Here is a 15,307-nt window from a genome sequence, read left to right as displayed (position 1 = left end):
TATGCCAACGATACAAGACATATTACAATTTCATTTTTCACCGACTACATTTCAGCAGTCGGCACAAAAGATTGTTCCTATAACATTATCATCATTAAACGAACACAGGATAGACAAACTTAAAAAAATAATTGAGGAAGTTGGAGCAAGTTCATTTTCGTTTTCAGGCAATAATCTTATTCCTCAAGTTTTTAGAAAATTTAAAAAATCCATCAATAACAACGATACGATTTTTGAACTTAGAGAATTACGAACACTAACCTTTTCTCTCAATTTTTCTGAACAAAATTTATCACTAATTTTTGCGAACGAAAGCGAACTGAAATATGCCTTGACCTTATTAGAATCAAACTGGAGAGATTCATTTTTAGTAGGTTTGATAGATTGCTTTTTGAGAAATTGGGAAACTAAATATCCCAAATCATTAGAGCTATTAGAAAAGTTCATTGCTAATAAATTAGATGGCTATAATGGCAATCGAAGCACATTAGTATCTTTCAAAAACAATAAGCGTTATTTTAATACAAAAAATGGAGATTTAATTTTAGGCGACACCATCGCAAAACTCAATAAACCAATTCAAGAAGCTACAACAGTTTTAGGCGTTCCTGAGTCGTGGTTAGATTATACTTACTTCTCAAAAGTTATTGTTACTTATTACGAAAAAACGAAAAGCAAAATATCAGATAATATCGCTAATCTGAATGAAGTTCTACTAAAACACAACAATTCAGTTACCAATAAAAGATTGATTAGTAAAATCATTATTCAAGCAAACAAACCTGAATTTGCCGAATTGCAGGACAGTATAAAAAAGATAGCTTTTACACAAATTGGTGACCCGAGTAATATTTCAAATTGGACAGCATTTGAGAATGCAGTTGAAATTGAACGCAGGGAAATTCTTGAAGCAAGAAATATTTTAGACGAATGGATAGCTAAACAATTTATTGATATTTTCTTTAGAGTTTGTATTAATGATGAAAGAAGAAAACGTTTTTGGTTTAAAGTGGCATCAAAAAATCGAGTTTCTTTTAAAGTTTATGGTCCAACCCACACAAAGAATATTCTCAAGCGAGACGATAGAATTCTAGAATACCTAGATGGAAGATTCCAAGCAGTTTCTAGTAATAGAGATGTGTCTGCGTTTATTCTCTATATTGGAGATTATATGCTAATTGAATTCAGCGATGCAGGCTATGCTTTTTATGCCTACAAAATGAGTGGAGCAAATAAGCCGAATCTAAACTATCGATTAGAAAGTGTAGATGAATTACGAAATGGTGCAATGCCAATGCTTGTTTACCGTTCAGGTTACAGCATTAATAACACTAATATAGAGGGACGTCTAACGCATAATGATGGCGATTTGAATTGGGAAGAAGTGTTTGAATATTGGTTTAAAAATATAGCAGGAATAAATGTTTAGATTTACATACAATAATAATTTTTCATTTTACTTCTTAAGTGAATCGGGAAGCAAAGTTCCTGTTTCAGAATGGGAAAAATTACAGCCAGAATTTTTATCTCAACTTGCAATTCTCACAGAGTTACACGATAATGGTTTAGCAGATTATACAAACAATTCTTGTGAAATTGAAAGTATTGATATTTTAAGGTTAAGTGATATTGACAAGCAAATATTGGATTTGCCAAACAGTTATCCTTTTGAAATTTTTGTGGAATCAGATGGGACCTTAACTCATAATACTTTTAAATTCAAATATGGATTTTATGATTTTGCACCTAACGGAACAAGATTAAAAACTACTCGAAACGGAACAATATTAAAACTAGAAGAGAACCAGTATTTGCTTTCCGAAAACCAGTATTTGCTTTGCCAAGCAATTGACGAATTCAACGACTTATCTGATAGCGAAAAAGGAAATGTTACCAATCTGAAAAAATTATCTGAGTTAAAATCACTATCAAAAGAGAGCGGATTGACCTTAGAGCAGTTTTTAGGCAATCAAGAATTGTTCATTCCCAATAAAATAAAATTGGACGTTGATTTTAATAATGGGTTGTTTGAAATTATTCCTACGGTTGAAATTGAGAATGCAATTGGGTTTACCAATACGTTTGATAAATTACCAATGATCCGTGATGTTTATCCAGTATCGGGAAATAATGGAGAAACGACAAGAGTAGTAATTTCTAAAAATCAAAAAACAGAATTACAAAAAATAAAACAGAAAAGAAAAATTGCAGACCGAGAAACAATTCAAGAAATCATAGAGCATCCCGAATTGTTTTTTAACGATGATGATGTTGATTTCACGGTCTTTTATAGTGACAGAGTTAAGGAAATTGGCGTTTATAGTCCAAAGTTTTATCCTTTTGCAAGTCCATACAAATCCCAATGGATTCCCGGAATTGTAATAAAGGATAAAGTTCTTGGAGAGAAAAAAGTATATTTTAAAACACCCGAAAGACTTAATGACTTTATTGAACAAAAAGAAAAAGCTATTAAGGATAAGAAACAAACAGTTGATTGGGAAAATGTAGAAATCCCAATCAATGATGCAGAAAAATTCATAAAGTCTGCAAAAAAGCAATTTGAAAATCCTAATAGGCCAATAAAACAGGATAAGAAAACTGATCACGAAGTATTAATAATAAAAGAAAATGCAGAGTTAACTGAGTTTATCCAAAGCGGAGAGCTTCTTAATAAATTCAATCTCAAATACTCAGCTATTAATAATCTGTCGGATGGTTTGGAATTAAAAAAGCATCAAATGCGTGGTGTTGCTTGGCTTCAAACATTAATAAAGGAAAAGCAGCCCGGAGGTTTACTCGCTGATGATATGGGATTAGGAAAAACATTACAACTATTATATTTCATTGAATGGCACAGCCAAAATTATGATGACAACAAACCTTATTTAATAGTTGCACCCGTTAGTTTGCTTGAAAATTGGGAAAATGAATATCAGAAGTTTTTCAGTCCGAAAAATTTGCCGTTATGCAAACTTTATGGAGATGTTCCGCTAACAAAAGAAAACAACCCAGTTCAAAACCAGAAAGATGCAAGGCAATTGCAGTTCAAACAAATCATTCTAACCAATTATGAAACATTAAGGTCATATCAAATAAGTTTAGGTCTGCTTGATTTTGCAATTATCGCAATGGATGAAGCACAAAAAATAAAAACACCAGGAACACTCATTACGAATGCTAGCAAAGCATTGAAGGCAGATTTCAAAATTGCAATGACAGGAACACCAGTTGAAAATACATTGGTTGATATTTGGTGTTTAATGGATTTTGCAGTTCCCGGACTTTTAGGTAATGCAAAAGATTTTGCAAAGGAATACCAAAATCCATTGAGTGATGAAAGTGTTGATATTAAATCACTTACTGAAAAACTTCGTAGCAATATTGGTGACTTTATATTAAGAAGATACAAGAAAGATGTTGTTGATTTACCCAACAAACACGACAACGAAAAATCAAGAATTAAAAGAGAAATGCCGTCCATTCAGTTAAACCGCTACAAGCAGGAAATCGAAATGGCAAATGATTCAGAATTGGAAGGTGTAGAAAAAAGAAATCAAAAATTAAAATCACTTTGGGCGATAAGAGATATTTCAGACCATCCATATCTATTAGAAAGCCAAATTTTAAAATTCTCTACAGAAGAACTAATTTCAAGTTCATCTAAGCTACAAATAACAGTAGGAATTTTAGTCGATATAAAATCCAAAAATGAAAAAGTAATTGTATTTGCGGACAGACGAGAAACTCAAAAAATGTTGCAGAAAGTCGTTTACGACACTTTTGGAATTTTCACAAGTATTATAAATGGAGATACGCCTACAACAAAACAATTAGAAGGAAAATCAAAATTTAGCAGACAACAAACGATTGATAGATTTCAATTAGAAGAAGGATTCAATGTAATTATTATGTCACCTATTGCAGCAGGCGTTGGTTTGAATGTTACAAAAGCAAATCACATTATTCATTATACACGGCATTGGAATCCTGCAAAAGAAGAACAGGCAACAGATAGGGCATATAGAATAGGACAACAAAAAGATGTATTTGTATATTATCCAATGGCAATATTTCCAGATAATATGAAAGATGACGAAGGAAAAAGATTGAAATCTTTTGATGAGATTCTTGATAAATTATTAAATAACAAAAAAGCATTAGCAAGCAATACATTATTTCCAACAGAACAGGCAGAATTAACACCAGATGAGCTATTTGGAAATGTATTTGCAACAAAGGCAGAAAGTAAATCTAAACCTCTTTCTTTAGCTGACTTAGATAAACTTCATCCGAATCTTTTTGAAGCAAGCATAGCAGCGCTTTATAAAAATCAAGGATTTGATGTTTATCTTACTCCGTATTCTAATGACAAAGGTGTTGATGTTGTTGTCTTAAAGAATGGAGAAAACTATCTTATTCAGGCTAAACAAACAAAATCTTTAGTTGGAAATTCAGCAATACAAGAGATTTGTACCGCAAAAAAATATTATGAAAACAAGTTTAAGGAAGAATTCAATCTTATAACTATAACCAACAATGATTATACATCATCATCTACAGTTCTAGCAAATTCTAACAATATCAAGCTAATAAACCGTAAAACTCTTGAAACATTAATAATTCAAAATAATATAACAATACAAGATATTAGTAAAATTGAATCACAGCGAATGGTAAGAATTTAGGCAATGATAAACAAAAATATTTGGAACTTATACAAGAACTCTGAAAAAGGAAGTCAAACAATTGAATTATTTACATTCAATAAAGAAAGCAGCAATTTAGAGGTAAGGGCAAAGGAGATTTTTCAGAGATATAATGAATATTTGGGTGGAATAGATACAGAGGAAAATTTTTTAGATATATGCTTTCTTGTTATTGATAGTATTATTGCGGATGGACTTCATAATAATGATACAGAAAATTCGTCAGAATATTTTACTAAACTCATTGACAATATTGAACTATTTTTTGTGGAAGAAAATAATGATGGAGAATTAACAAAGCTAGCGGGCGAGCTTCCTATCATTCCTAAAAAGAACTATAAGTCATTTTGTTCTATTTTACCAGAAATTTCACTCATCCTATCTTTTTATAGTGATTTGTTTTTTATTCCAATCCTTTTTCGAGAACAGTTTGATGTATTTATGAAAATTCTTGATGTATTAGATATTCCCTTGCCAGAATTACCCCCTAAATCTGACAAAAGAGGCAGGCTTATGCTTTATAATGAGCTGAATAAAAATATCGCAAAGTTTGCCGAAAAAAATAACTTGACAGCTGAAGAAACTTGCGCTTGTATTTATGATTTTGCTTTTATGTTATTGGAAGAATGCCACACGCAAAATGATTTGCCACAGCCAACAAATATTTGGCTTACTGGAGCCAGCAAAGAGGATTTTAAAACATTCTTAGAAAACCCCATAAAAGGTGAAAAATCTGTTTGGACTTGCAACGAAAATACAAAACGTGGAGACATAATTATTATATATGTACTCTCACCATTTAGCTGTATTCAATCTATTTGGAGAGCTGATATTGACGGAGTTTATACACCATTCAATTATTACAATAGTAGAACCAAAGTTACTGATGGAATAAAAATTCCTCAAGTAACTTTGAACGAGTTAAAAAATGACCCATATTTTTCTTCATTACCAATAACGCGAAAAAATTTTCAAGGAGTTAATGGAGTTAAGTTTTCAGCAAAAGATTATCAAGAACTACAAAGATTACTATGTGAAAAAGGTCTAGATATTTCTATCTTGCCACAATTATATAAACCCAATTTAGAATTTGACAAGCAAATAAACTGCGAAAAAGATGTGGAAGATAAATTACTAATACCCTTATTAGAAAAAATAGGATATTCTGAAACTGATTGGACAAGACAATTATTACAAAAAGTGGGAAGAAATGAGAAAGCAATTCCTGATTTTGTATTTATGCCTACAGGTGAGTTGCATTTTCAAAATACACCATTAGTTATTGAAGCAAAATTTGACATTAGTTCAAATATAGAACAAACAAAAACGTACAATCAAGCCCTTTCTTATGCAAGAATTATGAAGTCTTCGACTATTGGAATTTGTGATAAAGAAAGATTAATAATCTATAAAGAAAAAAATGGTCATTTTGAAAGATTTAAACCAACTTTTGAAGAATATTGGCAAAACATAAATAATGCAGAAACTTTTAGAGATTTGAAATTATTAATTAGCAAAGAAGCTTTGAAATAATATTCCTGTAGATAAAATTTCTTTAATGAAATTTTATACTCATGTAGGAAGCAAGAAAGTACTAAAATATATTAACGAACTTTATAAGCAGAGCTTTTCTAAGAAAAATAAGTACCAAAACTAATTTATACAAATGTTAAAAGAAAATCAAATTAAACTAACTGAAGAAATTGTTGAGACAGCGTATAAATTGTTGACTCACAAACTTGCATTTGGCGGTCTAACAGCTAGAAATGAAAGTGCTTTTCAAATGGAATTTGGACATATTCTCAAGACAATTGGGCAACTATATGAGTTTCGCCTTGTTGATAAATTTCACCTCGAGTTTGAGACTTATATTTCGTTGAATGGGGCCAGTATTAAAAGTAAAACAAATAGAGCAAGAGTTGACTTATTATTAAAATATCAAGATAATGATAACACGACAAAAGCAGCTATTGAATTGAAATTTTTCAAAAAAGAAAACCACAGAGAACCAAATAATCGTTATGATGTATTTAAAGATATTTCAAATCTTGAACTTTACAAAAGTCACGATATAGATCTTTGTTATTTTATTCTAGCAACTGACCATTCACATTATTGCGATCAAGACAATTATTCATTGGATACAGCAGATTTTGACTTTCGGAACAATAAGGAGTATAAAGCAGGAAAGATTTTGCAATATAAAACAGCAAAACCTTTTGGTCCAGATATAACACTAAAACAAAATTATACTTTTAAGTGGGACAAAATTAATGATTTACATTTTTTAAAATTAAAAGTATGATAATCAACAAGTTAAACCGAAAATTTAGAAAAACATTACAATAGATTTACAGGTTCTCATAGAGTCGGAAAACAACTTTGGCGGAATAGATGGCACTATAAACATTTGTATGAAGATCATTCTAATTCTACGTCATTTCTGGCATTATTTTATCAACACTAATGGTAAAAAAATAGTAAATGAACGATTTGTTATTTGAAAACTGGGAAAAACTTGGACAGGTCGCATTGATGACCATCGCCTCTTTTGTCATTCTATTCCTTTTCATCAGGATTTCAGGAAAAAGAACCCTGGCTAAGTTCAACGCTTTTGATTTTGTGGTCACAGTTGCTCTGGGTTCCACATTGGCCTATATGATGCTTGCGATGGTTCCCTTAGCAGAAGGTGTAATGGTCTTATTTCTGATAATAGCTTTACAATACCTGTTTGCGAAATTGGCCAGTACATCCGATAAGATGGAACACCTGATCAATTCCTCTCCACGTTTACTGTTCTATAAAGGCAAATACCTCAAAGACAATATGAATACCGAGGCCATAACGGTTGATGAAATCAACGCTGTAGTACGTCAGGAAGGACTTGAAAAGTTAGATGATGTTTTGGCAGTTGTCATTGAGCTCAATGGAGAGATCAGTGTCATCAAAAAATCGAATACTCCAGGCGGTAAAAGTTCTTTAGAGGATCTTGATATCCCTGAAGATCAACGAGGGGGCGATCTGTAGAATTTTTGCAGTTATATATTTTAATTTATCGAATTAACCAAAGCTTGTCTACATTTTTACTTTTTCACTCTTTTCATTGGGAAAGTCTGTTTGCGTTTCTGTCCGTTTTTTGTTCCTGAAATTTCGGCGATCAATGAATCGGAATTGATTTTTGTGTAAGCGATGATTTGCGGAAAGTCGTGTTGTGGATTTTCAAAGACCAATTGATTTTCTGAGATAGTTTTGGCGGCAAAACGAACAGGTAGTCCATCATTTTGATTTTTAACAATTGGAATGTAAAACAACTTTTTATTTTCCTGCACGAGCCGGATATTTTCAAAAACGATCGTGTCTTTATCTTTGACACTGTAACTTTTCCCTGAAAATTCATTGTGTCCTGGTTTGGTCCAGGTTTCATAGATATTGCCTCTTTGGGTCTTGTTTTCCCAGGTACCGATCAGCCATTCCGCTTTTTGGATGTCGTTGACCTGCTTTATTGTCCAGGCATAAAGAATCGCCAAACTGACTACTGTAATAAAAAACTTTGCTCCTGTTTTCATAATTTTAGCTGATTGAATAATTGTTATTCTATTTAATTTCCAAACACGGGATGGCTTCTTTGTCGAAAATTTAGATGACAAAGTTGCAATGTTTTTTAAAACTAAAATTGTAAAAATGGGACAAGTCTAATCCGTTCCGTAAAAAAGCGAGGACATCTTAACGTGAGTACCGTAAAATTCTTTAGGCGTAGATCCGGTAAATTCTTTAAACTCTTTGATAAAGTGTGCCTGGTCATAATAATCGTTTTCATAAGCCAGTTCTGCGAGGTTGGAGAACTGATCGTTCAGCAACATTTTGAGTGCAGACTGCAATCGGATCGTCCTGGATAGTTGTTTAGGGCTTAGGCCAATGGCTGAAGAAAATTTGCGCAACAATTGTCTGCGATTGACTTGGGTAACCTTGGACAGTTCATCGACTGAGAATTGTCCATTGGCTGTCATAATCGTTTCAACCGTTGATTTTACGATTCGGTCAATGATTTCGATATCGGTCAGCCGATCCAGTAAAAATTTTTCAATAAGCTTTATTCTCTCCGAAGTGGAATTGGCATTTAAAACCAGCTGCTCAATTTCCTGTCCATCCTTTCCAAACAGCTTTTCCAATGAAACAGCGGTATTTTCCATCTTTTTTATAGGAAATGTGGTAAAAGGCAAAAATCCTTCGGGATGAAAACGAACGGAGAAAATTCCGGTTTCGCCAGTCGGCTCTATTTGAAGTGGTTGAGTCAACTGTCCGATTACAAAACATTTGGGCTGGATAATGCTGTTCCCATTATTTAAATATTGTTTGTACAGATTGCCATAATGAAAGATCATCTCCATACATCCGTCAGGAACGATGGTTTGCTTTTCAGGTGTTTCTTCTTCCGGGCTTTCCAATGTCCAATAACATTTGATAAATGCTGCCAGGTCCTGATTCGATTCAAATGTCTGGTAATTCATTGCATTCTTTTGATGAAAGTTATTTTACTTTTAAACTTCAAAGTAATTCAAATATAATCAATCTTCGCACAAGAGATTGATGTATATTCTATCATAAACCTGCGTGATTTAAGTACAGGTTAACTGGAAACCTGTGTAAAATGTGCACAGGTCAGATTAAAACTGGCTCGAAAATTAAGCAACTCAACACTGATCCTGCGTAAAAATTGAGCCGGTCATCACTAATCTTGCGCAAAATTTGAGCCGTATACTGTTGATGCGGCCCAAGATTTAAACCTCCATATCTCTAAATTGTATCCAGGAAAGTAAAGTAGCTCATATCCCTGCTTAAAAATTACGCCACTTTTTTGAAAACTGGTTCAAAAATATTACCACAAAACGTTTACCTGGCTCAAAAAGTGAGCTGTTCATCACTAACCCGGCGCAGAATTTGAGCCGGATACTGTCGATGCGGCTCAAAAATTAAACCGCCATATTGCTAAACTGTATCCAAGAAACTATAGCAACTCATATCCCTGCTTAAAAATTGAGCACCCTTTTTAAAAACCGGCTCAAAATTGTTACCACAACACGCTTACCTGGCTCAAAAAGTAAGCCGTTCATCCCTAACCCGGCGCAGGATTTGAGCAGGATACTGTAGATGCGGCTCAAAAATTGAGCAGCCCTGATATCATTGTCTTTTCTGTTTTTTTTCTTTTCAAAAGCAATTAATACAACTGATTAATAATCAATTAAATGCAGTCATATTTCAGAGCTCTGAAAAATCAGCGATACAATTAAGCAAGATGTGTCTTTGTATATACAAACTTTTCAAGTTGTACATCCAAAAACGCTCTTGCCTTTTTTGCAAAAAGGGGAAAAGACTTCGGAACTCGTCTTTTCTTATTTGTAAACCATCTAGTAGATTCCAATTTATTCTTTTTTAATCTCCAAAAGATTCCTGCATCATCCAGATTGTTCTTATTTAGCCCATGCCCGTCTAACACTATTGTTTTCAATGTCTTAATACCACAACTTTGTTGAAGAAAACTATGTCAAAAACAAAAATGAAGTAGTTATGATTGTAAACCTAATTACCAAAGAAGACCTTCAGGAATTTAGAACCGAATTGCTGGAGGATATACAAAACCTGTTTCAAATAAAAATTTCCCGGCAGAAATTATGGCTGCGTTCGTCAGAGGTCAAAGCACTGCTGAAAATCTCCTCCGGAACATTGCAGAAGCTACGAATCAATGGAACTTTATCTTACACCCGTGTCGGCGGAACACTATATTACAATTACAAAGACATTGAAGAAATGGTGAAAAATAAGCAATGATATTTCGAAGCACCAAAACTAAATTATGAATTATATCAAACACCTAACAGCTTTCTATGAAAAGGTGGCTCAGGACAATTCGCTTAATCCATCACACATCAGCCTCTATTTAGCCTTATTCCAGTTCTGGAATTTCAGCCGTTTCCGAAATCCGGTCAGTATTTCCCGCGATGAGGTGATGCGAATCAGTAAAATCCGCTCAAAAGCCACCTATCATAAATGCCTGAAGAATCTCCATTCTTCGGGCTATATTGATTATCAGCCGTCTTATAATCCGTTTACAGGAAGTCAGGTGGTGATGTTGGACTTTGGTGGGGAGTTGAAGGTTGGTGGTAAACAGCAAGATAGGAAAAAGTAATTTTTTCTTAAAATCCCCAACGCACAAATTGAATAAGTATTTTTAATCAATTCCTAAATAAATAAACTTACGTAAGGAAAGAATCATTTTCTTAGTATATGATATTGATGAAGGATAATGGAAATAATGTTAAATTTGTAAATATGCATCAATTATCATCCACCCTTTTCAAATCCATTAAGCATTTGATTGAAAATGCTAAGAATAGTATCGTCCGCAATATTAACACTACTATGTTATTAACTTATTTTGAAATAGGTAGAATAATTGTTGAGGACGAACAAAATGGCAGAGATAGAGCCGAATACGCTAAGGAGATACTTAAAACACTCAGTAAACAATTAACGAAAGAATTTGGAAGAGGATATTCTATTTCAAATCTGGAATATTTCAGAAAATTTTATTTAACATTCCAAGACAGAATTCCCCAATCGATGACTGGGGAATTTAGAAAATCCCAATCACTGATTGGGATTTCTTCAGAAAATTTAAATGATGAAACACCATCTCGTAATTTACCATTTACATTATCATGGACTCATTATATACAATTACTTAAAATTGAGAATGAAGACGAAAGAAACTTTTATGAAATAGAAGCTTCTCAAAACAATTGGAGCGTAAGAGAACTGACCAGACAATATAATTCTGCAATTTATGAAAGATTAGCTCTTAGTAGGGATAAAGAAGGCGTGAAACAATTAGCTCAAAAAGGGCAAATTATAGAAAAGCCCACCGACGTTCTAAAAAGTCATTATATTTTGGAATTCCTGGATTTGAAAGAAGATAGTCGCTATTCCGAAAGTGATTTGGAGACAGAAATTATCAATAAGCTGGAGCATTTTATGTTAGAATTGGGTAAAGGTTTCCTTTTTGAAGGCAGGCAACGACAATTTACTTTTGACGGTGACAGCTTTTTTGTGGATTTGGTTTTCTATAATCGGTTGCTAAAATGTTTTGTTCTATTAGATTTAAAAATTGGAAAACTAACCCACCAAGATATTGGACAGATGCAGATGTATGTAAATTATTATGATAGAAAGATAAGAACGAAGGATGAAAATCCTACAATAGGAATCATTCTCTGTAAAGAGGAGAACAAAACAGTGATAGAATTTACACTTCCGGAAAACAATAAGACCATTTTTGCGAAAGAATACAAAGCTATTCTTCCAAGTAAAGAAGAATTAAAAAAACAAATTGGATAACCATCAATAAAAACTAAACCCGTGTCACAAAAAATATTAACTCCTCATAAATCTCTAAATAAATCCTTTCTGAAACTTAAACCAAACAGAAAAGATATTGAAAATTTCAAACGCAACTTTATAACACTTTTTGATAGGATTAACGAAAAAGAATCTGAAGAATTTCAAAAAAACCTCATCATAGACTTCCTAAAAAAAAATAGTTTTGATGCTGATTTCTATATAAATACAAAAGGAAAAAATGATTTAGTTATACATACTGATAAAACAGCTGCTAGTCCTGTAGGGGTCATTATTGAAACCAAGAGCATTAGCAATTCTGCGGAAATGGTAAGTGCTAAAAAACTAAACACTAAAGCACTTCAGGAATTGTTATTATATTTTCTTAGGGAGAGAATTACACATAAAAATTTGGAGGTTAAACATCTTATTGTAACCAATCTATATGAGTGGTTCATTTTTGATGCGTATCAATTCGAATATTTTTTTGCTAAGAACAAAAAATTAGTTAAGCAATTTGAGGATTTTGAAACGAAAAGACTTTCAGGAATATCAACAGATGTATTCTATAAAGAAATTGCAAAGCCATTTTTAGATGAGGTAGCTAGTCAATTAGAGTTTACTTATTTCAATTTAAAAGATTACGCATCTATTGTAAAGAACCATTCTCAAAGGGATGACAACAAGCTGATTGCTATTTTTAAAATATTTAGTCCGGCTCATCTCCTAAAACTTCCATTCATCAATGACAGTAATACTTTAGATAAGAGTTTTTATAATGAATTATTACATATTATTGGATTAACAGAGACAAAAGAAGCTGGAAAACGATTAATTGAGCGCAATAAGTCTGGACAAAGAAATTTAGGTTCTTTATTAGAAGATACCATTATACAATTGGATTCTTTGGATAAGGTAAATCGTATCAATAAGCCATTCTTGTATGGAGATTCATATGAAGAAAGACTTTTCAACATTGCACTAGAACTCAATATTACTTGGATTAACCGGGTTTTATTCCTAAAGTTAATGGAGGGACAGCTCGTCAATTATCACAGAGGTGACAAAGCATTTCTCTTCTTAAATTTTAATAAGATAAGACAGTACGATGACCTTAATACTTTATTCTTTCAGGTTCTAGCGAGAAAGTATGAGGACAGAAATGAAGATGTTAAGAAAGCATATGAAAAGGTTCCTTACTTGAATAGTTCGCTTTTTGAACCTACCGAATTAGAGCATTCGACTCTAATTATTAGTAATCTAAAGGACGAAAAGAAAATACCCATACTTCCTACAACAGTTCTGAAAGATACAACAGGTAAGAAAAGAAGTGGAGAACTTAATACTTTAGAATATCTATTTGAATTTTTAGATGCTTATGATTTTGCAAGTGAAGGGACAGCAGATATTTTAGATGAAAATAAGACCTTGATTAATGCTTCTGTCCTAGGGTTAATTTTTGAGAAGATTAACGGATATAAAGATGGTAGTTTTTATACTCCAGGTTTTATCACAATGTATATGTGTAAACAAACGTTACGCAAAGCAGTTTTACAAAAATTCAATGAGATAAAGAATTGGGATTGTAAATCAATTGTCGATTTACATAATAAAATAAACGATATAAAAGAGGCAAATGAGATTGTCAATTCTTTACGTGTTTGCGATCCCGCGGTTGGTTCAGGTCACTTTTTGGTATCTGCTCTTAATGAATTGATAGCGATTAAAAATGATCTTGGAATTCTGGTAGATAAATTCGGGAAGAAATTAAAAAATTATAATATCGAAGTACAGAATGACGAATTAATAATTACAGACGAAAATGGAGAACTTTTCGAATATAATCCTAAAATTAAAGAAAGCCAGAGAATTCAGGAGACTTTATTTCACGAAAAACAAACCATTATAGAAAACTGTTTGTTTGGCGTAGATATAAATCCCAATTCTGTAAAAATATGTCGTCTTCGTCTTTGGATTGAATTACTGAAGAATGCTTATTATAAATCAGAGAACGAATTGGAAACACTTCCTAATATTGATATTAATATTAAGAATGGCAATTCATTAATTAACCGTTTTGGATTGGACAGTAACTTGTCATCTGCTTTGAAAAAAACAGGAATTTCCATAGAAAAGTATAAGGAAGCTGTTGATCTTTACCGCAATGCAGAAAGCAAAGCTCAAAAATGGGAATTAGAACAACTTATTAACAACATTAAAACAGGATTCAGGACAGAAATTAGCAAGAACAGCAAAGAAATCAAATCTCTTAATCTGTTGAGAGGAGAATATTATACGAAGTATCAAAGTGAGCAACTTTTTGAAACTGTTTTAACAAAAGCTCAACAAAAAGATAAGAAAACTCTGGAGGCAAAAATCAAAAAAATTGAAGATTTTATTGAAGAGATTAAGAACAATAAAATCTACGAAAATGCTTTTGAGTGGCGTTTTGAATTTCCGGAAGTATTGGATAACGAAGGAAATTTTATTGGTTTTGATGCTATCATAGGGAATCCTCCATACATTCAATTACAAAAAATGGGAGCTGAAAGTGATGCCCTTCAACAAATGGAATATGAAACTTTTGCTAAAACTGGAGATATTTATAGTTTATTTTATGAGTTAGGATATGATATTCTTAAACCAAAAGGAATATTAACCTTTATTACTTCGAATAAATGGATGAGAGCTGCCTATGGCGAGAGTCTGCGTAACTTTTTTGCAGAGAAAACAAATCCTGAAATTTTAATTGACTTCTCAGGCAATCAAATATTTGATACAGCAACAGTAGATACTAATATTTTGACATTTACCAGGGATAAAAATAGACAACAAACAGAAGCCTGCATTGTTAAAGAAAAGCTGTTAATTAATTTGAGCGATTATTTTAGACAGAATTTAGTAAAAGCAAATTTTTCCAGTAGTGACTCTTGGGTTATATTAAGTAATATCGAACAACGGATAAAAGCTAAAATTGAAGCTATAGGAACCCCTCTTAAAGAATGGGATATTAATATCTATAGAGGGATTTTGACGGGATACAATGAAGCCTTTATAATTGATAAAAAAAAGAAAGATGAACTCATTGCAGAAGATCCAAAATCTGCCGAAATCATACGACCGTTATTAAGAGGGCGTGATATTAAGCGATACTCATTTGAATTTGCTGATTTATATCTAATTACGACATTTCCAAGCTTGAAAATAGA

General features: G+C 32.4%; 11 protein-coding genes. 9 read left to right on the top strand and 2 right to left on the bottom strand.

Annotated elements, in window-relative coordinates; translation table 11 throughout:
* Position 1: 1 nt before the first annotated feature.
* From QOL71_RS00055 to QOL71_RS00035, 5 genes are all read left to right on the top strand, one after another.
* Positions 2-1,429 carry an EH signature domain-containing protein gene (locus tag QOL71_RS00055; protein WP_283414976.1) on the top strand — a complete coding sequence of 476 codons (1,428 nt, stop codon included), beginning with the start codon at positions 2-4 and terminating at the stop codon, positions 1,427-1,429.
* The gene (locus QOL71_RS00050) at positions 1,422-4,685 is read left to right on the top strand and encodes an SNF2-related protein (RefSeq protein ID WP_283414975.1); all 3,264 of its coding nucleotides are present in this window, start codon (positions 1,422-1,424) and stop codon (positions 4,683-4,685) included. The genes QOL71_RS00055 and QOL71_RS00050 overlap by 8 nt, the downstream gene beginning before the upstream one ends.
* A 3-nt stretch (positions 4,686-4,688) precedes the next feature.
* Entirely contained in the window at positions 4,689-6,239 is a 1,551-nt protein-coding gene (locus QOL71_RS00045) for a hypothetical protein (protein ID WP_283414974.1), read from the top strand.
* Positions 6,240-6,372: 133 nt separating this feature from the next.
* The gene (locus QOL71_RS00040) at positions 6,373-7,011 is read left to right on the top strand and encodes a hypothetical protein (RefSeq protein WP_027384008.1); all 639 of its coding nucleotides are present in this window, start codon (positions 6,373-6,375) and stop codon (positions 7,009-7,011) included.
* A 179-nt stretch (positions 7,012-7,190) separates the two neighbouring features.
* A complete protein-coding gene (locus QOL71_RS00035) occupies positions 7,191-7,733 on the top strand; it encodes a DUF421 domain-containing protein (RefSeq protein WP_283414973.1) in 543 nt (180 codons plus the stop codon).
* 56 nt (positions 7,734-7,789) lie between these two features.
* Here QOL71_RS00035 and QOL71_RS00030 read toward each other — a convergent pair whose 3' ends face one another.
* Complete coding sequence (locus QOL71_RS00030; protein WP_283414972.1) at positions 7,790-8,272, bottom strand: DUF6265 family protein; 483 nt, start codon at positions 8,270-8,272, stop codon at positions 7,790-7,792.
* A 126-nt stretch (positions 8,273-8,398) separates the two neighbouring features.
* Positions 8,399-9,214: a DUF6597 domain-containing transcriptional factor gene (locus QOL71_RS00025; RefSeq protein ID WP_283414971.1), complete on the bottom strand. Its 816-nt coding sequence runs from the start codon at positions 9,212-9,214 to the stop codon at positions 8,399-8,401.
* Positions 9,215-10,271: 1,057 nt separating this feature from the next.
* On the opposite strand from QOL71_RS00025, the gene QOL71_RS00020 reads away from it, so the two are divergent.
* The 4 genes from QOL71_RS00020 to QOL71_RS00005 form a co-directional block, all read left to right on the top strand.
* A complete protein-coding gene (locus QOL71_RS00020; RefSeq protein WP_283414970.1) occupies positions 10,272-10,532 on the top strand; it encodes a helix-turn-helix domain-containing protein in 261 nt (86 codons plus the stop codon).
* Between the two features lie 25 nt (positions 10,533-10,557).
* Positions 10,558-10,890, top strand: coding sequence for a hypothetical protein (locus QOL71_RS00015; RefSeq protein ID WP_213083439.1), 333 nt, complete (start codon positions 10,558-10,560; stop codon positions 10,888-10,890).
* Between the two features lie 143 nt (positions 10,891-11,033).
* On the top strand, positions 11,034-12,098 hold the full coding sequence (locus tag QOL71_RS00010; RefSeq protein ID WP_283414969.1) for a PDDEXK nuclease domain-containing protein: 1,065 nt from the start codon (positions 11,034-11,036) through the stop codon (positions 12,096-12,098).
* 21 nt (positions 12,099-12,119) lie between these two features.
* The coding region (locus QOL71_RS00005) for a DUF7149 domain-containing protein (RefSeq protein WP_283414968.1) at positions 12,120-15,307 on the top strand (3,188 nt) is incomplete at its 3' end.

It is taken from the genome of Epilithonimonas pallida (assembly GCF_900182975.1).
Taxonomy (GTDB): domain Bacteria; phylum Bacteroidota; class Bacteroidia; order Flavobacteriales; family Weeksellaceae; genus Epilithonimonas; species Epilithonimonas pallida.
This window is presented reverse-complemented; position numbering and strand designations above follow the sequence as displayed.

Coding starts and splice junctions, on each gene's coding strand:
- QOL71_RS00055 (WP_283414976.1), top strand. CDS start 2: ATGCCAACGATACAAGACATATTACAATTTCATTTTTCACCGACTACA.
- QOL71_RS00050 (WP_283414975.1), top strand. CDS start 1,422: ATGTTTAGATTTACATACAATAATAATTTTTCATTTTACTTCTTAAGT.
- QOL71_RS00045 (WP_283414974.1), top strand. CDS start 4,689: ATGATAAACAAAAATATTTGGAACTTATACAAGAACTCTGAAAAAGGA.
- QOL71_RS00040 (WP_027384008.1), top strand. CDS start 6,373: ATGTTAAAAGAAAATCAAATTAAACTAACTGAAGAAATTGTTGAGACA.
- QOL71_RS00035 (WP_283414973.1), top strand. CDS start 7,191: ATGAACGATTTGTTATTTGAAAACTGGGAAAAACTTGGACAGGTCGCA.
- QOL71_RS00030 (WP_283414972.1), bottom strand. CDS start 8,272: ATGAAAACAGGAGCAAAGTTTTTTATTACAGTAGTCAGTTTGGCGATT.
- QOL71_RS00025 (WP_283414971.1), bottom strand. CDS start 9,214: ATGAATTACCAGACATTTGAATCGAATCAGGACCTGGCAGCATTTATC.
- QOL71_RS00020 (WP_283414970.1), top strand. CDS start 10,272: ATGATTGTAAACCTAATTACCAAAGAAGACCTTCAGGAATTTAGAACC.
- QOL71_RS00015 (WP_213083439.1), top strand. CDS start 10,558: ATGAATTATATCAAACACCTAACAGCTTTCTATGAAAAGGTGGCTCAG.
- QOL71_RS00010 (WP_283414969.1), top strand. CDS start 11,034: ATGCATCAATTATCATCCACCCTTTTCAAATCCATTAAGCATTTGATT.